17 protein-coding genes are annotated in these 18,409 nt (G+C 55.4%); 9 read left to right on the forward strand and 8 right to left on the reverse strand.

The features are described from left to right. Positions 1-9 precede the first annotated feature (9 nt). From E1J53_RS07895 to E1J53_RS07905, 3 genes are all read left to right on the forward strand, one after another. Positions 10-948, forward strand: a complete 939-nt coding sequence (locus tag E1J53_RS07895) for an SdiA-regulated domain-containing protein (RefSeq protein WP_173021402.1) — start codon at positions 10-12, stop codon at positions 946-948. Further along, entirely contained in the window at positions 941-2,140 is a 1,200-nt protein-coding gene (locus E1J53_RS07900; RefSeq protein WP_134272336.1) for a Pycsar system effector family protein, read from the forward strand. Before E1J53_RS07895 ends, E1J53_RS07900 begins: the two co-directional genes overlap by 8 nt. Before the next feature lie 331 nt (positions 2,141-2,471). Beyond that, positions 2,472-3,953: a hypothetical protein gene (locus E1J53_RS07905; RefSeq protein WP_134272335.1), complete on the forward strand. Its 1,482-nt coding sequence runs from the start codon at positions 2,472-2,474 to the stop codon at positions 3,951-3,953. Here E1J53_RS07905 and E1J53_RS07910 read toward each other — a convergent pair whose 3' ends face one another. Both E1J53_RS07910 and E1J53_RS07915 read right to left on the reverse strand, forming a co-directional pair. Continuing rightward, entirely contained in the window at positions 3,954-4,904 is a 951-nt protein-coding gene (locus E1J53_RS07910) for a bifunctional heptose 7-phosphate kinase/heptose 1-phosphate adenyltransferase (protein WP_134272334.1), read from the reverse strand. A gap of 85 nt (positions 4,905-4,989) precedes the next feature. Beyond that, positions 4,990-5,412, reverse strand: a complete 423-nt coding sequence (locus E1J53_RS07915; RefSeq protein ID WP_134272333.1) for a nucleoside-diphosphate kinase — start codon at positions 5,410-5,412, stop codon at positions 4,990-4,992. Between the two features lie 241 nt (positions 5,413-5,653). On the opposite strand from E1J53_RS07915, the gene E1J53_RS07920 reads away from it, so the two are divergent. Both E1J53_RS07920 and E1J53_RS24250 read left to right on the forward strand, forming a co-directional pair. Then, entirely contained in the window at positions 5,654-6,685 is a 1,032-nt protein-coding gene (locus E1J53_RS07920; protein ID WP_134272332.1) for a bifunctional oligoribonuclease/PAP phosphatase NrnA, read from the forward strand. A 3-nt stretch (positions 6,686-6,688) separates the two neighbouring features. Beyond that, the gene (locus E1J53_RS24250) at positions 6,689-7,594 is read left to right on the forward strand and encodes an FKBP-type peptidyl-prolyl cis-trans isomerase (protein ID WP_253931046.1); all 906 of its coding nucleotides are present in this window, start codon (positions 6,689-6,691) and stop codon (positions 7,592-7,594) included. A 96-nt stretch (positions 7,595-7,690) separates the two neighbouring features. Here the strand turns inward: E1J53_RS24250 and E1J53_RS07930 are convergent, their stop codons facing one another. The 4 genes from E1J53_RS07930 to E1J53_RS07945 all read right to left on the reverse strand — a co-directional run bounded on the left by E1J53_RS07930 (position 7,691) and on the right by E1J53_RS07945 (position 11,180). After that, positions 7,691-7,948, reverse strand: coding sequence for a hypothetical protein (locus E1J53_RS07930; RefSeq protein ID WP_134272331.1), 258 nt, complete (start codon positions 7,946-7,948; stop codon positions 7,691-7,693). 28 nt (positions 7,949-7,976) lie between these two features. Continuing rightward, entirely contained in the window at positions 7,977-8,756 is a 780-nt protein-coding gene (locus E1J53_RS07935; protein ID WP_134272330.1) for an enoyl-CoA hydratase/isomerase family protein, read from the reverse strand. 3 nt (positions 8,757-8,759) lie between these two features. Beyond that, entirely contained in the window at positions 8,760-9,695 is a 936-nt protein-coding gene (gene ctlX / locus E1J53_RS07940) for a citrulline utilization hydrolase CtlX (RefSeq protein WP_173021403.1), read from the reverse strand. Between the two features lie 198 nt (positions 9,696-9,893). Next, positions 9,894-11,180: a hypothetical protein gene (locus tag E1J53_RS07945; RefSeq protein WP_134272328.1), complete on the reverse strand. Its 1,287-nt coding sequence runs from the start codon at positions 11,178-11,180 to the stop codon at positions 9,894-9,896. Positions 11,181-11,648: 468 nt separating this feature from the next. Between E1J53_RS07945 and ggt the strand changes: the two genes are divergently transcribed. Next, on the forward strand, positions 11,649-13,358 hold the full coding sequence (ggt, locus tag E1J53_RS07950; RefSeq protein ID WP_134272327.1) for a gamma-glutamyltransferase: 1,710 nt from the start codon (positions 11,649-11,651) through the stop codon (positions 13,356-13,358). Between the two features lie 189 nt (positions 13,359-13,547). Here ggt and E1J53_RS07955 read toward each other — a convergent pair whose 3' ends face one another. Beyond that, complete coding sequence (locus E1J53_RS07955; RefSeq protein ID WP_134272326.1) at positions 13,548-14,756, reverse strand: pyridoxal phosphate-dependent aminotransferase; 1,209 nt, start codon at positions 14,754-14,756, stop codon at positions 13,548-13,550. Between the two features lie 121 nt (positions 14,757-14,877). After that, positions 14,878-15,648, reverse strand: coding sequence for an SDR family oxidoreductase (locus E1J53_RS07960; RefSeq protein ID WP_173021404.1), 771 nt, complete (start codon positions 15,646-15,648; stop codon positions 14,878-14,880). 54 nt (positions 15,649-15,702) lie between these two features. On the opposite strand from E1J53_RS07960, the gene E1J53_RS23945 reads away from it, so the two are divergent. The 3 genes from E1J53_RS23945 (at position 15,703) to E1J53_RS07970 (ending at position 18,071) form a co-directional block, all read left to right on the forward strand. Beyond that, a complete protein-coding gene (locus E1J53_RS23945; RefSeq protein WP_173021405.1) occupies positions 15,703-15,954 on the forward strand; it encodes a hypothetical protein in 252 nt (83 codons plus the stop codon). Between the two features lie 3 nt (positions 15,955-15,957). Further along, entirely contained in the window at positions 15,958-16,392 is a 435-nt protein-coding gene (locus E1J53_RS07965) for a hypothetical protein (protein ID WP_134272324.1), read from the forward strand. 254 nt (positions 16,393-16,646) lie between these two features. After that, positions 16,647-18,071, forward strand: coding sequence for an alpha/beta fold hydrolase (locus E1J53_RS07970; protein WP_134272323.1), 1,425 nt, complete (start codon positions 16,647-16,649; stop codon positions 18,069-18,071). Positions 18,072-18,409 lie beyond the last annotated feature (338 nt).

Below are 18,409 nucleotides of genomic sequence, written 5' to 3' on the forward strand. Positions count from 1 at the left end.
TCCATAACTATGAACCTGCTGGAAAAACCTAATCTCCTCTCCCTGATCATCCTCCTGCTCATTTTTGTGCTGGCGGGAGGGTACGGCCTGATTACCTACACCCAGCGTCCCGAAACCGACCATTTCCACCTGGTCGACGATTTTGACTTCCCCTTCAACTTCGAAAAACCCGATCAGCTCGTGGGCCTACCGAGTCAGCTCAATGAAATCAGCGGGCTAGCCCCCTGGTCCGAAACGGAAGTGCTGGGGGTACAGGATGAAGACGGAGAACTTTTCGTGATCAATACCGTCAGCGGAACCATTACCAAGGAATTCCGCTTCGGGAAGGACCGGGACTATGAGGGAGTAGCTCGGCAGGAGGATACGCTCTACGTCCTGGAAGTAGACGGGGACGTTCACCGCTTCGTGCTGGAGGACGGAAAGCGGGAATACGACGCCGAGAAACTAGAAACCCCCTTCAGTTATCGCAACGACCTGGAGGGTATTTGCTACGATTCGGAATCGCAGCAACTCCTTATGACCCCGAAGGCTCAGGAGCTAAACCCGGCGGAGGCAGATCAGAACCGCCGGGGTATTTATGCTTACCAACCACAGACCGGAGAACTAGCCCCCCAACCCCTTTACTATATTGACGAGTACGAGGTGGGAGAGGCAATATACGGGAAGCGGTCCCGCTACATCATCAAACCCAGTGGAATTGCCGTTGACCCCCTCAGCGGTAATGTTTACGTGATCTCCTCCGTTGGTCACATCATGTTGGTGATTAACCGGGAAAGTCAGCTGCTGCACATCGAGTTATTACCCCCCAAAATGTTTCCTCAGCCAGAAGGTATTACCTTCAACGATGCGGGCGACCTTTTCATCAGTAGTGAAGGTCGTGGAGGAGAAGCTAAATTGGCCACCTTTACGCGGCGACAGACCGATCAAAACGATCAGTTGAATGAGTAACACACCGGACATAGACATCACCCAGGCAGCGGCCGAATACGTAAAGCAACGGTTTACCGAGGAGCTGGACCCCGTGTACCTGTTTCATAACTTCGCTTATTCAGAGGAAATCAGTGACAAGGCCCAGAGCCTGGCCGAGGAAGCCGGGCTCGACGCCCGGATCCAGGAATTGCTCACCGCCGCCGGTTATTTCTATCCCCTGGGCTACATCAAGGGGAATGATGACGTTCCGGAGACCTCCGCTACGCTCTTCCGGGAGTGGGCTAAGGGCGAAGGCGTAGACCTTAAAACGGATTTCGGTCCCGCCGATCAGTGGGTTCGCCGTGCCTACACCGCCGAGGCGGAGGATGAATTGCCCGTCCGTATCCTGCATGATGCCGCCTGGAGCTGGCTGGGACGGAAACGCTACGAACGACGGGCAGACTTACTGCAGCTGGAGCGCAGCGCCCTGGACGGGGAGGAGGGAGATCCCATCAAGTTTGGAGAAGAGATGCAGAACGTACTGCTGAACTTCAATTTCCTCACGGCAGTAGGGAAAGAATCCTTCGACAGTCGGCGACGAAAGAACGCCAGTTCCCAGCAGAGCTCGAACTACAAAATCACCCAGAAAGAGGTCAAGGCCCGCACCGGAAAGAACTTCGGCCGGGGGATCGATACCATGTACCGAACTGCCTTCCGGAATCACATCAACCTGAGCCGGATCGCCGACGGAAAGGCCAACATGATGATTTCCATCAACACCATAATTCTGTCGATCGTCATCACCATTTCCGGAGCGGGACTGAGTTTCTTCGAAGACCTCTTTTTCGAGAATCCGGAGTTTCTTGCGCCCATCATCACCCTATTGCTGAGTTCGCTCATTGCCGTCATCTTCGCGGTGTTTTCCGCCCGCCCCAAAGTCACCGAATACCGCATCAAAAAGAAAAAGGGATTGCTGAACAGCAAGGAGGCCAGCCTGCTGTATTTCGGTAATTTCCTCAAGGTGGACAAAGCGGACTTCATCGACTACATGGCCACGATGAAACTCAACCAGAGCGAGTTGTACGACGATCTGGCCCGGGACCTCTACGATCTCGGCGCGGTACTCCACCGTAAGTATCTGCTGCTGACCATCAGCTACAATACCTTTGTGGGTGGACTGGCCCTCTCCGTCATCAGCTTTCTGATCGTTTACCTGCTGAACGTGCTTTAAAAGTGCCTTTTGCGGTAAAGGCACCGGGGCGGATGCAGGGCAATTAGCATCTTCGGCAAGATCATCTCTTTGGCATAAGGTGTCTGGTCGCCTTTCGGGCTTGCCCGGCCACGACACCAGGCACTTTTCCCTAGAGTGGGTGATATCACTCCTACCCCACCCCAAATCTACCTTACCGGCGCGGACGCTATTCTAGTGAGTTTAGTAGTACGGCCTGGGATGATGGCTATGGGTAACGACAAATACACATAATGAGAAAATTCTGGATGAGTAATTAAGGCTGTCTTCGTGCCGGACAACTCGACCGTTTTCGGCTTCCTATCTTGGCGGTATGCAGTTTAGCCTCCCCTACCTTCTTGTTCTTTCGGTTTTCCTTTCCCTGGCGGCCTGTTCGGAGTCCGCTACGCTGGCACCGCCCACGGATCGGACCCTCATGCCCAGCAAGACTCATCCCCGGTACTGGTCGTGGGATGGTGGAGATCCCGTACTGCTGCTGGGTGCCAGTAACAACGACAACTTATTCCAGAGTCCCGATTTCCTGGAGCAACTGAAGGTTCTACAAAAGGCCGGGGGTGACTACGTGCGGTGTACCATGAGCTCCCGGGATGAGGGAGATGCATGGCCCTACGCTAAAAATGCTGCCGGCCAGTACGATCTGAACCGGTTCAATCCGGTGTACTGGCAAAAATTTCATGATCTGCTGCGGGAATCAGCGGCCCGGGACATTGTGGTACAAATTGAACTTTGGGACCGGTTCGACTTCAGCCGGGGTCCCTGGATGCTCAATCCCTTCAATCCCACGAACCATGCGCCGGGCCAATTACCCCTGCACCTGCCTCCGGCCAAAACCAACGAACGGGCGCCCGACAGTCTGCTCCTGAGCCGGTACCCGGACCATCCCTCCCGGGACGTGCAGCCGTTTTTTCACACCATACCCGGTATGCCGCTCTACCGTCAGGAACTGGATGCGCTGCGCGAGTATCAGGAAGCGTACGTGGATACGCTGCTGTCCATCAGTCTGGCCTACGGCAACGTGCTGTACTGCATGAATAATGAGACCACCACGCCGGCGGTCTGGGGTAAATACTGGGCCTCCATGCTGCGAGAACGGGCCGAAAAACGGGGAAAACAAATTTATCTCACCGATATGTTTGACGGTTTCCACCACCCCGCCTCCTGCCCCGCCTGCCGGGCCCTGCTTCGGGACACGACTCATTATGACTTTGTGGACATTAGCCAGATTAACAGTCGGCACTTCGGGTCCGCTCACTGGGATACCCTACAGTACATCCAGGAACAATTGGAGCAGTTACCCGCCCGCCCGGTAAATTCTATAAAGGTTTACGGCGGCGGGGAGACGGCCTGGGGTTCGGGAACCAACATGGACGGGATTCGGCGATTTAACCGAAACGTGATCGGCGGACTGGCGGCGGTCCGCCACCACCGACCACCCACGGGTAACGGATTAAACGCGATGGCCCTGAACAGTATCCGGGCCATTCGGACCATCGAGCAAAGGGTGAAGTTCTGGAACCTGAGTACGCGGGATGCCGACATTCTGGTCTACCCCGAAGTGGGGGAAGCCTACACGGCCATCAGCAACGATGGTGACTACCTGATTTACTTTCCGGGGCCGGGAAGGATTGACCTCCAATTGCCCCAGGAGCGTACGCAAATGACCTACGACGTGAGCGTAATCGGCTATCTGGGGACTCAACGCCGGGAACGGCTGGTGCCTCCCTACGCTCCGTACTTCACCATTTTCACCAACGAGGAGAAGGGAGGGTGGATGCTGCTGGAGCGCGTGGACTGATTACTTACGGGCGGCCAGTAGCTCGGCCAGGTCAACGGCAACGACCCCACTTTTGGCGATTACCTGGGCACCGGCCAGGTTGGCGAGCTGGGCAATCTCTCCGAGGGGCATCCCTGCGGCCAGGCCGCAGGCCGCCACACTGATCACCGTATCGCCGGCACCGCTGACGTCGGCCACGTCCCTGGCGTTCGTGGGGTAAATCGCCGAGCGATTTCCGTCGTGCACGTAAATGCCGTGCTCACTCAGGGTGATCATGACGTTTTGGGCGCCGGTTTTATCGAAGATGTGCTGAGCGGCCTGATCCAGGGAAGTTAGTTCCGGGAGAACCGCAAATTCACACTGCGCCTGAATCTCCCGCAGGTTGGGTTTAAACAGACTCACACCCCGATAGGCCCAGAAATTATCCTTCTTCGGATCTACCGCCGAGCGGACCTGGTAAGTCTGACACAAGTCCATCATTCCGCGGATCAGGGATTCGGTCAGGAGTCCTTTGTTATAGTCCTGGAGTAGAATGAGGTCTACCGCCTGATTTTTGAGTTTGGCCTCAACGGCCTCCAGGAGCTGACGGACCATGGCCTCCCCGATGGCGTGGGTTTCTTCCCGGTCTACCCGGAGTAACTGTTGTCCCTGGGCCACCAGACGGGTTTTTACCGTCGTTGGGCGGTTGGCGTCCGGGAAGAGCAGGGTTCCCCCAATGGCATTTTCGGTGAGCAGCTGACGGAAAATGGCGGCGTTGGGGTCTTCCCCGAGGGTGCCGGCGAGCATGACCTGCGCGCCCAGGGCGCGCAGATTGAGGGCAACGTTGGCGGCCCCGCCCAGGCGATTTTCTTCCTGCTCGAGCAGCATCACCGGCACGGGGGCTTCGGGACTGATGCGATCAACCCGTCCATCCAGGTAACGGTCAATCATTACGTCACCAACGACCAGTATGCGGAGAGAGGAGAAATCCATGGCGTAAAAATAAAGATGCCCCTTACCTCACCGGTAAGAAATCGTTACCGGAGAAGTAAGGGGCAAATGATCAGTTATGGCCTGATTAGGCGAAAACCTCCGTTCCGGCGAAGTGGAAAGATCCTTCGATGGCGGCGTTTTCGTCGCTATCGGAACCGTGTACGGCGTTTTCACCAATGCTGGTGGCGTACTTGGCGCGGATGGTACCGGGAGCAGCATCGGCGGGGTTGGTGGCACCGATGAGGGTACGGAAGTCCTCTACGGCATTGTCCTTTTCCAGGATCGCCGCCACGATGGGACCGCTGCTCATGAATTCCACCAGTTCACCGTAGAAGGGACGCTCGCGGTGAACGGCGTAAAATTCTCCGGCTTTTTCCGTGCTGAGTTTAGTGTACTTCATCGCTACGATTTTGAAACCGGCAGCGTTGATTTGTTCGAGGATGGCACCGATGTGTCCGTTACGTACGGCATCGGGCTTGATCATGGTCAGAGTACGATTTGTCGCCATTAGTTTATTGACTTTTTAGTTAGGCGCCGCAAAAGTACCGTTTTTCCCTTCCTTGTGCAACGATGGTTGAGAGGGTTTTGTCCGGGGGTTTAGTGTCCGATGAAAATGATGGCAGTTTGCGTCGTCATTTATCTGCCGCCATGAGATCCTTCCATTCTCTTCATCAATTTGCGGAGTCGGTTTTGGTCGCTTAGGCTATTTTTCGGAACTTTGCGCGTCTTTTGGGAAACTCCCACTTTTTATGGAAGTCAATATCGCTGCCGTCAAGGCCCTGCTGGCCTCACCTCAGGATGTCGTTATCTTCAGTCACCGCAATCCTGATGGAGATGCCGTCGGGTCCAGTTTGGGCCTCTACCACTACCTCCGGAGCCAGGGACATCAGGTCAAGATCATTCTGCCTTCCGAATATCCGGATTTCCTGGGGTTTCTTCCGGCGGTGGAGGACATTCTCATTTTTGATGACTTCCCGGAGGACAGCAAGGAGTACATCCGCCGGGCCACCCTGTTTTTCATCCTGGATTTCAACTCCTTTGACCGCATTGACAAAGTAGCCGAGGGGCTGGACAAAGACAACCGCCCCCGAATTATGATTGACCACCACCTCTACCCCGAGCCCGTGGCCGATCATATGTTCAGTGATCCTTCCGCGAGTTCTACCTGCGAGATGGTGTACCAGTTCATCGATGACCTGGGGCACGCCGGATGGGTGACGAAAGACGTGGCGGATTGCCTCTACACGGGTATCCTGACGGATACCGGAGGATTCAAGTACAGCACCTCCCCAGCGCTTTTCCGTACGGTCGCCAAGCTACTGGAAGCCGGGACTGACGATTATAAGGTCCAGGACCACATCTGGAACAGCATGTCGGAGAAACAATTACGGCTACTGGGGCACTGCCTGGCCAACCGGCTGGAAATCCTTCCGGAATACCGTACCGGCATCATCTACCTGACCAAGGAAGATTACCAGCACTTTGACATTCGTCGCGGAGATACGGAGGGAATCGTCAATTACGTGTTGCGGATGCACAATATGATGATCGCTGCCTTCATTCATGAACAGCCGACCATCGTGAAGATGAGTCTTCGCTCCAAGGGAGAAATGGACGTACAACAAATTTGCAAAGCTCACTTCCGGGGTGGAGGCCACCGGAATGCTGCGGGAGGCGCCTCCTTTGCCCCCCTGGGCACGACGATCAATAAGTTCAAAAAACTCTTACCCAACTACGCCGCGGAGATTGACGCGGCGTATCACGAATTCAACAATAAATAATTTATGCGTTTATTCATTCTACTCCTGCTCGCCGGAGGCTTGTTCTACGGCTGTGGCGGCGGAGATAATTCCATGAAGACCACCGCTCTTGGGACCCGGTACCAGATGTTTACCGACGGTGGTAGTGGAGAAAAAGTACAACCAGGCGAATTCGTGTACTTCCAGGCACAACTCCGCTCGGAAGCTGACAGCGTGTTTTTCCGTACCCGCGACGGTGGTGAAGAACAGACTCCGGTAGTGCAGGCCGCTCCGGAAGATGTGACCCTGGAAGAACTCGGTCCCGTAGAAGACGTCCTTCGCTACATGCGCATCGGTGACAGTGCGGTAGTGCGGGTGAACATGGAAGAATTCCCAACCCGTCCTCCCGGTATGGAAAACGACTCCGTTGCTCTCTACGACCTGGTGGTTACCAACATCCTCACCGAAGAGGAATTCAATGCCATCCAGGCCGAGAAGGAAGCGGAAGCTGCGGCCGCCGCCGAGCTGGTACAGGCACGCGAGGCCGACCGCCTGGCCTTTGCCGAAGAAACCCTGAAGGCCTACCAGGCCGGCACGCTGGAAGGAGTTCAGGAGACCGCCACGGGCCTTAAGTACGTCATCCACGAAGAAGGTTCCGGTAAGCCGGCTGAGGCCGGCAAGGGCGTCGTCGTGCAGTACATCGGTAAGTTGGTGGAAAATGGTAACATCTTTGACCAGTCCTTCCAACGCGGCGCCGGCATTCCCTTTACGCTGGGCACCGGACGCGTCATTCCCGGATGGGACGAAGGCATTGCCCTGATGAAGGAAGGTGGTCAGGCCACCCTCTTCATTCCCTCCGACCTCGGATACGGTGCTCAGGGTACGCCTGATGGCACCATCCCCGGAGGTGCCGAACTGATGTTCTACGTAGAACTGGAGAAGGTTCAGTAAGCCTGAAGGCTTGACCAATAAAAAAGGGCGGTTTCCCGGGTGGGAAGCCGCCCTTTCTATTTGGCGTATCCAAAGCAACAATCAGGCCTCATTCCCTTAACCACCCCAGATGGCCCAAACGGAAAACGCCAGCAGGACTAACAGACCGGCCACGAATAATCCGCGCTGCCGCCGGGCCTGGTCTACGGCGAATTGCGTGTAGCCGAAGACCGTAAGCCCTCCGATGATTACCGGCATCAGCTTGGCCAGGGGAGCTGCTTCACCCAATGATGCAGCCCCGTGACCAAATATGGCGCACAGCATGGCCACCGCAACGGCCATCAGCAGAAAAGCGAAGTGCCTTCTTGGTGGCATGGAATGATATTTTGGTTTTCGAAAGGAGCTACTTTCCCCGGAAGTTCGCCTTCCGCTTTTCTACGAAAGCGGCGGCTCCCTCCATGAAATCTTCGGTGGCGGAAGCCCGGCCGAAGGCCTCGGCTTCGTAGTCGAACTGACTGCCCGCGTAGTAGGCATTAATGGCCTTAATGGACTCTTCAATCGCAACGGGTCCCTTGGTGCCGATTGTTTTCAGAATTTCGAGGGCCTTTTCCTCGGCGGCCTCGGCCGGGAGGGCGTAGTTGACCAAACCGATCCGGTGGGCTTCGGCGGCGTCGATCATGTTGCCGGTCAGGGTGAGCTCCATGGCCTTTCCTTTTCCGATCAGTTGGTTGAGGCGCTGGGTACCGCCGTAGCCGGGAATGATGCCCAGGTTGACCTCCGGCTGCCCGAAGCGGGCGGTGTCCGTGGCAACCCGCATATGGCAGGCGATGGCCAATTCACAGCCACCACCGAGCGCAAAACCGTTTACCAGAGCGATGACCGGACGGTGAAAGCGCTCGATGAGAAAGAATACTGCCTGCCCCTTGCGGGCCATGTCTTCTCCGCTGCCCGCGGCAGCGACCCCGAGGAATTCCTTGATGTCCGCTCCGGCAACGAAGGAACGGTCGCCGGCTCCCCGGAGCAAGACGCCCGTGATGTCCCGGCGATCCGCGTAGTCCTCGCCAAAAAATTGGGCCAACTCCCCCATCGTTTCCTGATTGAGGGCGTTGAGGGCCTTGGGGCGATTGATGGTCAGGTGGACGATTCCTTCCTTTTCTTCGACGAGTAGGTTCTGGTAGCTCATAATTTATTGTTCTGCGGCCGTTTGGCGTTCTTCTAAATAGATTTCTCCGATCATGCAACGGGCACTGCCGCCACCGTAGTGTTCGATGACGTCCAGGGGCGCGTGAAGGATGGCCTGCCCGAGGGCGGCCAGCTGTCCCTCCGAGAGGGCCCTGAAGGCCTGGGTAGACATTACCCAACTTGGTCCGAACTTGGTCAGGACCTCCAGGGCATTGCCCGCAAAGCGGTCGACCTGTTCCAGGGTGATCTCTACAAGTTTCTTGCCCGTCAGGGCCAGGCTCTCCTGCACCTTGGCGCGTTCTCCCGGATCGGTGATGGCATCCAGGCAGATGATGGCCGCCTTCGTCCCCACGGCCATCATTACGTTGGTGTGGTAGATGACGTTGCCCCGGGCGTCAAAGGCATGGAAGGTGATGGGATGGTAGTCCATCGCATCACACCAATCGTGGACGGCATCCAGCGTACAACGCTCGGACGCACTGGCGTAGGCAATCCGGTTTTCCCGGTCCAGGACCAGACTCCCCGTTCCCTCCAGGAAACGGCCATCCTGCTCCCAGTGATCGAGGGAGAGCGTGCGGCGAATCACGAAATCCCGATCCAATTGGTCAATGATTTCCTGGCGCCTTTCCAGTCGGCGCTCGGGCCAGAACATGGGGTAGGTCACAAAGAGTCCGTCGTCGTGGGTCGTGAACCAGTTGTTCGGGAAAACGGAATTTGGCAGAATGGGATTCTCAACATCTTCCATTACGGTTACCTTCACGCCGGCTTCCCGGAGTACCTGCACGTAGGCATCAAATTCATCGCGGGCGGCCTCGGCGATCTTGGGGAGATGTTCATCTGCCGGGCGCTCCATAAAGGAGTTGTCTTTGTAGGTCTCCGTTCCCCTTGCGAAATTTAGGGGCCGAACCATCAGGAGGTGGTCGGTAATCTGTTTTTGCATGATCATGCATTTAGGGCAACAAAAGGAGTTTTCAGCGGGCTGGTCAGGCGCCACTCCAATGGGGGACGAAGATATGTAGCCTTGCGAATTTTCGCAGAATATTTTTGCGATTGGGGCGACGGAGCGCAGGTGCAGTGGAAATGGACGTCAAGTAACCTACTGGTTATTAAAATCATTCAAATACGGAACCAGTAGCAGCTATGAGCCCTTCAACATTCTCAAAACATTGAGTAGCTCAGTGGAGGATGAATCAGTTGTAAACAAAAATTGAAGCATGAAATTTTTCGAAAGTACGTAACCCTCCGTCATGGACATTCCTGCCCCTTCGTCCGAAACCGTATAGACTACCCGATGATTATTGACTTCCGCAAAATGAACCTCCTTGAACGAATTTTTGGCTTTGAAGTCTTGCAACTCCTCCATCGGGTCCTCTGAATCTATCGCTGCCAAAAGAATCCCAAATAACTCATGGTTCGCATAACGGACAAAAGCTGAAGTTGAATCCGCCATTAGCGGATGACGAATCATTTCTAATTGATCGATCACCGACTGATCCAGCAAGGTATCGATCCAATATTCATTCTGGATGACCATTTTCTCCAGTTCGGCCCATTCTTTATTTTCGGATAGGTCTGCTTCACGTAAAAGGCCATTTATTTGCGCAAATAAAAGGGCATTTACAATGGTGTAATAAGGCTTGTTCGGAAGTTCCTGATGATAGAAGGGAATGGCTTGGTGTCCACGGCACTCATTGTCAAGAGTAAATAAAGAATCTAGAGCAGACTCAAATTCCTGATATGCCCCCACAAAGGGATGATTACTATAACGCTCAACGAAAGGAATCTTTCCCCGATCACCACCAGTAAGATCCAGATAATAAGCACTTGGTACCTCGTCCATGAAATTAAAACCCTGGATGATGTACTCGTGCAGGCTGGGAGTGATCTCAAAGGTAAAGTCGTAATAATATTTGATGAACTCTTTACGCTTACGTTCAAACCCCGGTTTTCTTGCCGCTAGATAGTCTTTAAGCTTAACGATTTCCAGGTCGGTGATGAGCGAATCTAGGGACTTTCCAGTAGTTGAAAAAACTTCGCTGTAAGCCAGTAGGAGGCTATCCATAGTCCGCTGTTGGCAAGCGATTGCGTGCTGATAGATAGGATCTATCCGTTGAATTGTCTTAACGTATTCCCCCTGGCGATTATCCCAATAATCATCAAGCAGGGACTGATCAACTGCCGAAATTCGGCCGGCAAAAACCGCCCGGACCGTATCCTTTACCCTGGGGATTGGAATCGGGTCTTCCACTCGGTGTTGCAATGCGAAGAGATACTTCCGCTCGTTTTGTAAAACTTGGTAGATGGTATCTTTTCCGGCAGGAGATAAGGAGTCCAATCCAAGACTGCGAAAAAAATCGTCGCGTTCTTGTTGGGCCGAAATAGAATGCAAAAAGAATAGGAAAATCAGGGTAAATAGCGGCCTCATGAAGGAATAGGGTATATTAAAACAACTACTTTTAAGGAAGCTCAAAGGTAACCAACACTTACACATTAAATAGGCTATCTAGGTTCGTCAAATATGCAACCAGACCACCTTGCCCCTCCCAAAACCCGGGCACCCGCGCACCGTCGCAATGGATTTAATGCTGCCCCCCCAATGAACATAGATTTTACTTAACTCCCTTCCCGCTTACCCCGGGTAAGGCTTGCTCCACAGGCCGGTCGTTTTGGGTAACCGTTAAGCTAGTGACCAATCAGGTAAATTCTAAATCATTAATCAAAGGCTTGTTTAGACTTTAATGGAAAACTGTTCATTATTAATCTACTTGATGGTGTGGTCTTTTTTCGGGCTTTCCCACCCCAATGAACGACGTAAGAGGACTTCAGGCAAGCAGCACAGTATCCGTAACCCGTATTTTTAGCGCCTTTCGTACTTTGCCGTAAATAGACGACTATGCGCTTCGGTTTCCTCCGCTACCTGACGGGAATCGGCCTTCTGGCCCTCCTCTTTTTCGGTTGCCGCCCTACCCCCGAGATTGATTACATCGCCGAAAAATCGTCCAGCTACGATTCGGTAGCCGTCGCCGGCCCCCATCCCCTGGCCACCGCGGTGGCCGAAGAAGTCCTCCGGTCGGGGGGAAATGCCATCGACGCGGCCGTGGCCATGCAGTTTGCCATGGCGGTCGTCTACCCCCGGGCGGGGAACATCGGCGGCGGTGGCTTTCTCATCTATCGTCCCGCCGACGGAGCGCCCACGGCGCTCGACTTCCGGGAACGCGCCCCCGCGGCCGCCAGCCGTGATATGTACCTCGACGACGAAGGAAACGTCATTCCCGGGCTGAGCACCCGAGGTCACCTGGCCGTTGGCGTACCCGGTACGGTAGCGGGCATCCAGGCCATGTACGATAAGTACGGTTCCCTGCCCTGGGCCGACTTGGTCGCCCCGGCCATCAACCTTGCCATGAAGGGCTATCGTCTAAGCGAAGCGGAAGTGGGAAGAATCAAACGGTACCACGCTGACTTCACCGAATTCAACGATCGTACGCCCTTCTCCGACAGCACGGTCGTGGAAGGGACGCTGGTACAACAGCCCGACCTGGCCCGGACCCTGCTGCGCATTCAGACCGAAGGGCGGGACGGTTTCTACACCGGAGAAACGGCCCAATACATCGTGCAGGAGATGGAAAGCGGTGGTGGCCTGATCACCCTGGAAGACCTCGCCAACTACGAAGCTTCCTGGCGCCAACCCATCACCAAAGCGTACGACGACTACACCATCATTTCCATGCCCCCCAGCAGCAGCGGGGGCATTTGCCTGGCCCAAATGGTCGAAATGCTGGAGCCCTACGATTTGGATTCCCTGGGCTTTCACTCCACCGCCGCTACCCACCTGACGGTGGAAGCCATGCGGCGGGCCTACGCCGATCGCGCCGAGTACCTCGGCGATGCCGACTTCTACCCCGTCCCCATGGATTCGCTGCTTTCCGATGACTACCTGAAGGACCGCATGGCTGACTTCCAAACAGACTCCGCGGGCACCTCCGATGACGTCACGGCCGGTGCAAACCTCCTTATGGAAAGCTTCGAAACTACCCACATCAGTATCGTCGACGCCCAGGGCAACGCCGTTTCCCTCACCACCACCCTGAACGGCAATTTCGGCAGTAAGGTCATGGTCGACGGTGCCGGCTTTTTCCTCAACAATGAAATGGACGATTTCAGCGCCAAACCCGGAGTTCCCAATATGTTTGGCCTCGTGGGTAAGGAAGCCAACGCCATCGCTCCCGGTAAGCGGATGCTCTCCAGCATGACCCCCACCATCGTCGAAAAGGACGGTGAACTCTTCCTGGTACTGGGTGCCCCGGGTGGCTCCACCATCATCACCGCCGTACTGCAGACCTTCCTGAACGTCGTTGAATTCGGTATGCCTCTCCCCGAAGCAGTGGCCGCCCCACGCTTCCACCACCAGTGGCTACCCGACATGATTACCTACGAAAAAGGAGCTTTCTCCGAAGAAGTACTCCAGGAACTCACCGACATGGGACACCAATTCCGAGAAATCAACCGCATGGCCGTCATCAAAGCCATCCAGCGTCTCCCCGACGGAACCTTCATCGCCGCCGCGGACCCGAGAAATCCGGATGATGATGTTGCGGGGTATTAGTTCGTTAGTAATTTGGTCTGTTGGTCTGTTGGTCTGTTGGTCTGTTGGTCTGTTAGTCTGTTGGTCTGTTAGTCTGTTAGTCTGTTAGTCTGTTAGTCTGTTAGTCTGTTAGTCAAAAATCACCAACGTACTAAAAGACTAAATTACCAATAGACTAAATTACCAATAGACTAACAGACTACTCCCCTTCTACCCCAGTTTCCCCAGTGCATCGGCAATCCGCTCGATGGCTTTGGTCAGTTGCTCTTCGCTGGCGGCGTAGCTGATCCGCAGGCACGTTGGCGCCCCGAAAGCACCTCCGGTCACGGTGGCCACGTGGGCTTCCAGGAGCAGGTATTCGGCCAGGTCGTCGCTGTTGTTGATGGTGTATTCTCCGGCAGACTTACCAAAGAAAGCACTGACGTCCGGGAAGATGTAGAACGCTCCCTGGGGACGGTTTACCCGCAGTCCTTCGATTTTTTCCAGACCATTGATCATCAACTCCCGGCGGCGCGCGAAGGCCTCCTTCATTTTCATGCTGGGCTCCAGGCTACTGTTCAGGGCGTGGGCGCCGGCCGCCTGGGCGATGGAGTTGGCTCCACTGGTGCTTTGTCCCTGTAACTTGGAACAGGCCTTGGCCACGTGGAGCGGTGCTCCGATGTAGCCCAAACGCCAGCCCGTCATGGCGAAGCCCTTGGAGAAACCGTTCACCGTGATGGTACGATCCGCTACTTCGGGGAAGGTTCCGATGCTCGCGTGAGCCCCGGTGAAGTTGATGTGCTCGTAAATTTCGTCGGATACCACGTAGATATCGGGGTACTTTTCCAGCATCCTGGCGATCGCGCCGAGTTCCTCGGCCGTGTACACGGAACCGGTAGGGTTACAGGGAGAGGAGAACAGGATAAATTTCGTCCGGTCCGTGATGGCCGCCTCAATTTGATCGGCGGATACCTTATAGTCGTCTTCGATGCCGGCACCCACGATAACGGGAACGCCCTCCGCCACGTCTACGATGGCCGAATAGCTCACCCAGAACGGGGCCAGTATGATCGCCTCATCTCCGGGATTGAGGAGGGCCATCGCTACGTTGGCGATGCTCTGCTTGGCTCCGGTACTCACCACAATTTGCTCCGGAGCGTAGGTCAGACCGTTTTCACGCTTGAACTTATCGGAAATTGCCTTTCGCAATTCGGCCGTACCCGGCACCGGGGTGTATTTCGTGGCACCTGCGTCCAGCGCCCGCTTTGCTGCGTCTTTAATGTGCTCGGGGGTGTCAAAATCCGGCTCTCCAAGGCTCAGACTGATGACGTCGTGCCCCTGCGCCTTGACCTCACGGCCAAGCTGGGCCATCCGCAAGGTGGCGGACTCTTCCATTTTCAGTACACGATCAGATAAGGTTCCGGTAACGGTGGTGGACATAAGTAAATCCTTTTGGGGTGTAGCGTTTAGACTTCGCCCCAAAGTTACTCCGAACGAGGCGCATTCCGCATGATCCAAATTGAGGATTTTTCCGGTGGCTAACCTGAAACCAGGGTCTACTTTACCACCCAATCACCTTCCGCATCAGCCTGCGTTTCCAGCTAAAGGGGATGAAGCGCCCGACGAATGCAAAGGCCCTGGTGTCCAGACCAACGTAGCGGCGCGGACGCAGGTCCCGCGTAGTTCGGTAGATAGCCGTGGCCACCTGTTCCGGACTAAGCTTCACCTGCTCCAGCTTCAGTGCCCGGTAATCCTGGTGGTAATCCAGCACCATGGCCGTACGGGCGTACATCGGACTGACGTCGCTGACCCGAATGCCGTATTCCCGCCACCCGATGTCCAGGCTTTCCGTAAAACTGAGCAGCGCCCGCTTCGTTAAACAATAACTCACCAACTCCGGACTCCCGTGCAGGGCTCCCGCACTGGCCACGTTGATGACGTGGGCCCCGGGAGTCGCCCGCAGGTACGGTAACGCCAGATAGGTGAGATTCAGTGGTCCCCGGAGGTTCACGTCAATGATCCGGTGGTGATCCTCCAGCGATAGGTCTTCAAAAGCTCCCACCCGGATAATCCCAGCGTTGTTCAGTAACACCCGTAACTGCCCGTCGGTCTGCTCGGCAAAATAGACCAGTGCCGCCCGGCAATCGTCCTGATCGGTAACGTCCAGCCGCCGGGCACAACATCGCTCCGGGCCCAGTTCTCCGGCGATTTCCGCCAGTCCCGCTTCGTCAATATCGAAAAGTCCCACGAAGTAGCCCCGCTCGGCAAACAGCCGCGCCGTGGCGCGGCCAAACCCACCGGCCGCCCCGGTGATGAAGATGGTTGGTTGCATGCGGGGTAAGGTACGGGATGTACGGGACTGAATTTTACGCCCTACTTTCGAGTAATGAACCCTCCCGATATTCAACCGCATCAATGCTACGTGATTTTTGCAGAACGGGAAACGGGTATTGTCTTGAATAAAGGGTTGACAAGATGTATGATACCAGCGGAAGACCCGTTCTACGTTTTTGATGATTTAGCTACTGCCAGAGCGCATACCTTGCGGGTAGTCGAAAACGCCGGTTTCCCCGTTGAAGGCGTGATATATGACCCTCTAGATAATATGATCGCGCTAATTGAACCCGAAACCCTCTAATTCATGTCGAATAAGGAGCTGATCAAATACGCCAGCATTTTTGTCGCAGTCGTTGCGCTTCCTTTTCCGTTAATTGTCGCTTTTCAAGACATTACGGGACCGTCAATCGCAGAAGGCTTACTTCAGTATTACTATGACCAATCCTACAGTGGAGTAGTAGTTGAAACCTATGTAGACTGGGACAACCATGCTTACGAAGTTATTTTACTGAATTCAGAAGAAAGGGTTGTTCTCCCTTCTGGTTACGGGCATCTATTTCAAGAAATAAACCCAGGAGACTCGCTCCATAAAGGTCCAAACTCCTTCTATGGGCTACTAGTCCTTGGAGAAGACACCATTCACATGAATTATGCTACCTGGATATGGCATAATTTGATGGAAGAAAAGGAAAGGGAAGAAATCCTGGCGGAACTTGAGAGTAGGAAAAACAAAGAATGAAGCCGCTACACTCACATGAGTTAAAGGGATTAGTCAGTGAGAACTGGTTATCCGGACGGGACTTTCGTTAAGAACTCCGATCAACCTCCCGCGTAATGCACTTTCGTATTCCCCCCTGCACCTGCACCGGCTGAGCCGAGTATTCCGCTTCGCTTCACGCTTGCGCCACCTTATCCAAAGCAAGTCCCCAATAAAATCTGACTTTAACACCCTCCGGCTGTAAACATATCCCCCGGTAACCGACTTTTGCCAGTATGCGAAAGTTTCTCCTCCTCCCCCTTTGTTGTTTGTTTACCCTTACCGTCTCCGCCCAGGAGGTGATCGCCGTCGAACAACAGGACCCGACCCTTGCCTTTATTCTCAGCATTGTGCTGGGGCAAACGGTGGACTATGACGTAGAAAATTACGCCATCACCTACACCACCACCGACCCGATGGGACAGCCCGATACGGCTACCGGCCTGCTGTGTGTACCAATGGACCGGGATCTCGTCTTCCCCCTGGCGGTATACAATCACGGTACGGTGGACCGGCGCGATGCGGTCCTTTCCGTGGAAGGTAATCAGGAGCGCTTCGTGGCGCAGGGCATGGCCTCCTTTGGCTTCATCACCCTGGCTCCCGACTATCTTGGCCTCGGAGGAAGTGACGGCATTCACCCCTACCTGCACGCCGACACCGAAGCCAGTGCGGCCATCGATATGGTCATCGCCGTGCGTGCCTGGCTCGATGAACAAAACATCGCCCGTAACGAGCAGGTATTCGTTACGGGATACAGCCAGGGAGGCCACGCCAGCATGGCCACCCATAAGACCATGGAAGCCAATGCCGACGGCCCGGCCATCACCGCCGCCGCCCACCTGTCGGGCGCCTACGCCATTACCCCCCCGAACGCCGCCGTCCTCGGGCTCTCGGAAGTGGAAGTGGGTGGCTTCCGCTTTTTCCTCAATCAGGTCATCGGTTACGAGTTCGTCTACCAGCTCTACGGCGGTGTGGACAGCCTCTTCGTGGAACCCTACCGGGCGATCGTCCAGGATTTCGTGGCCGGCAGCATCGACCTCACCCAACTGGCCGTCAACGTGGATTCCACCCTGCGCGCAAACGGTGACGTTGTCGGTGACATTTTCTCGCCCCAGTATGTACTCGACGTTACCAATCAGGACACCGCTCTCTTGGCCGCCTACGCCGAAAACACGGTTTCCAATTTCGCTCCCGAGGCACCCACGCTGATCTATTACTGCAACGCCGACGAAGTCGTACCGCCCGCCCAGGCCCAGGCCGCCTTCGCCGCCATGACCGCCCTGGGTAGTACCTCGGTCATCATCGAAGACGGTGGTGCCTTTAACCACCTGGATTGTGTAGAGCCCGCAGCACTGCGCGCCATCGACTTCTTCCTGGAACTGGCAAATGTTTTCCCCGTCAGCCTGAACAATGTCGCTGATCGCCCCGATCTCCAGTTGGTCCCCAACCCCATACGGGCCGGGCAAACGCTGACAATGGCCGGACTCCAATCACCCAGCCCCTTCACCCTCTACGACCAGAGCGGACGCAGCCTGACCCAGGGCATCACCACCGCCAGCGGCCACCTTACCCTACCCGCCTACCTGCCCAAAGGTATGCTCGTCGTGCAGGTGGAGCTTCCGGACGGTAGCTCCGTCATCCGGAAGGTAATCGTACAATAGCGGGCTGAATGGGGTGATGCCTCGGCTGAGATCCGGGTGTTTCGCCTTAGCCTCAGCCTTATCCTCTACCTTCACGACCGGCTTGCGGAGCAAGCCTCTTCCGGATTTCCTCGCCTTAGCCTGAGCCTTAGCCTTCTCCTACTGCTCCATGATTGGCTCGACGTGCAACGTCTCAACCAGTTTGTCCCCACCGGCTTTATCCCTCCACCAAACGACCGGCTTGAGCTTGCCCGACCATTCATCGATGGGGCGCGGGGCAAGCCTGATCCGGGTGTTTCGCCTTAGCCTCAGCCTTATCCTCTACCTTCACGACCGGCTTGCGGAGCAAGCCTCTTCCG

It is taken from the genome of Lewinella sp. W8 (assembly GCF_004375085.3).
Classification (GTDB): Bacteria; Bacteroidota; Bacteroidia; order Chitinophagales; family Saprospiraceae; genus Neolewinella.

Bases quoted from the DNA above. Each gene is read 5' to 3' on its own strand.
- E1J53_RS07895 (WP_173021402.1), top strand. From the start codon at position 10: ATGAACCTGCTGGAAAAACCTAATCTCCTCTCCCTGATCATCCTCCTG.
- E1J53_RS07900 (WP_134272336.1), top strand. From the start codon at position 941: ATGAGTAACACACCGGACATAGACATCACCCAGGCAGCGGCCGAATAC.
- E1J53_RS07905 (WP_134272335.1), top strand. From the start codon at position 2,472: ATGCAGTTTAGCCTCCCCTACCTTCTTGTTCTTTCGGTTTTCCTTTCC.
- E1J53_RS07910 (WP_134272334.1), bottom strand. From the start codon at position 4,904: ATGGATTTCTCCTCTCTCCGCATACTGGTCGTTGGTGACGTAATGATT.
- E1J53_RS07915 (WP_134272333.1), bottom strand. From the start codon at position 5,412: ATGGCGACAAATCGTACTCTGACCATGATCAAGCCCGATGCCGTACGT.
- E1J53_RS07920 (WP_134272332.1), top strand. From the start codon at position 5,654: ATGGAAGTCAATATCGCTGCCGTCAAGGCCCTGCTGGCCTCACCTCAG.
- E1J53_RS24250 (WP_253931046.1), top strand. From the start codon at position 6,689: ATGCGTTTATTCATTCTACTCCTGCTCGCCGGAGGCTTGTTCTACGGC.
- E1J53_RS07930 (WP_134272331.1), bottom strand. From the start codon at position 7,948: ATGCCACCAAGAAGGCACTTCGCTTTTCTGCTGATGGCCGTTGCGGTG.
- E1J53_RS07935 (WP_134272330.1), bottom strand. From the start codon at position 8,756: ATGAGCTACCAGAACCTACTCGTCGAAGAAAAGGAAGGAATCGTCCAC.
- ctlX (WP_173021403.1), bottom strand. From the start codon at position 9,695: ATGCAAAAACAGATTACCGACCACCTCCTGATGGTTCGGCCCCTAAAT.
- E1J53_RS07945 (WP_134272328.1), bottom strand. From the start codon at position 11,180: ATGAGGCCGCTATTTACCCTGATTTTCCTATTCTTTTTGCATTCTATT.
- ggt (WP_134272327.1), top strand. From the start codon at position 11,649: ATGCGCTTCGGTTTCCTCCGCTACCTGACGGGAATCGGCCTTCTGGCC.
- E1J53_RS07955 (WP_134272326.1), bottom strand. From the start codon at position 14,756: ATGTCCACCACCGTTACCGGAACCTTATCTGATCGTGTACTGAAAATG.
- E1J53_RS07960 (WP_173021404.1), bottom strand. From the start codon at position 15,648: ATGCAACCAACCATCTTCATCACCGGGGCGGCCGGTGGGTTTGGCCGC.
- E1J53_RS23945 (WP_173021405.1), top strand. From the start codon at position 15,703: ATGAACCCTCCCGATATTCAACCGCATCAATGCTACGTGATTTTTGCA.
- E1J53_RS07965 (WP_134272324.1), top strand. From the start codon at position 15,958: ATGTCGAATAAGGAGCTGATCAAATACGCCAGCATTTTTGTCGCAGTC.
- E1J53_RS07970 (WP_134272323.1), top strand. From the start codon at position 16,647: ATGCGAAAGTTTCTCCTCCTCCCCCTTTGTTGTTTGTTTACCCTTACC.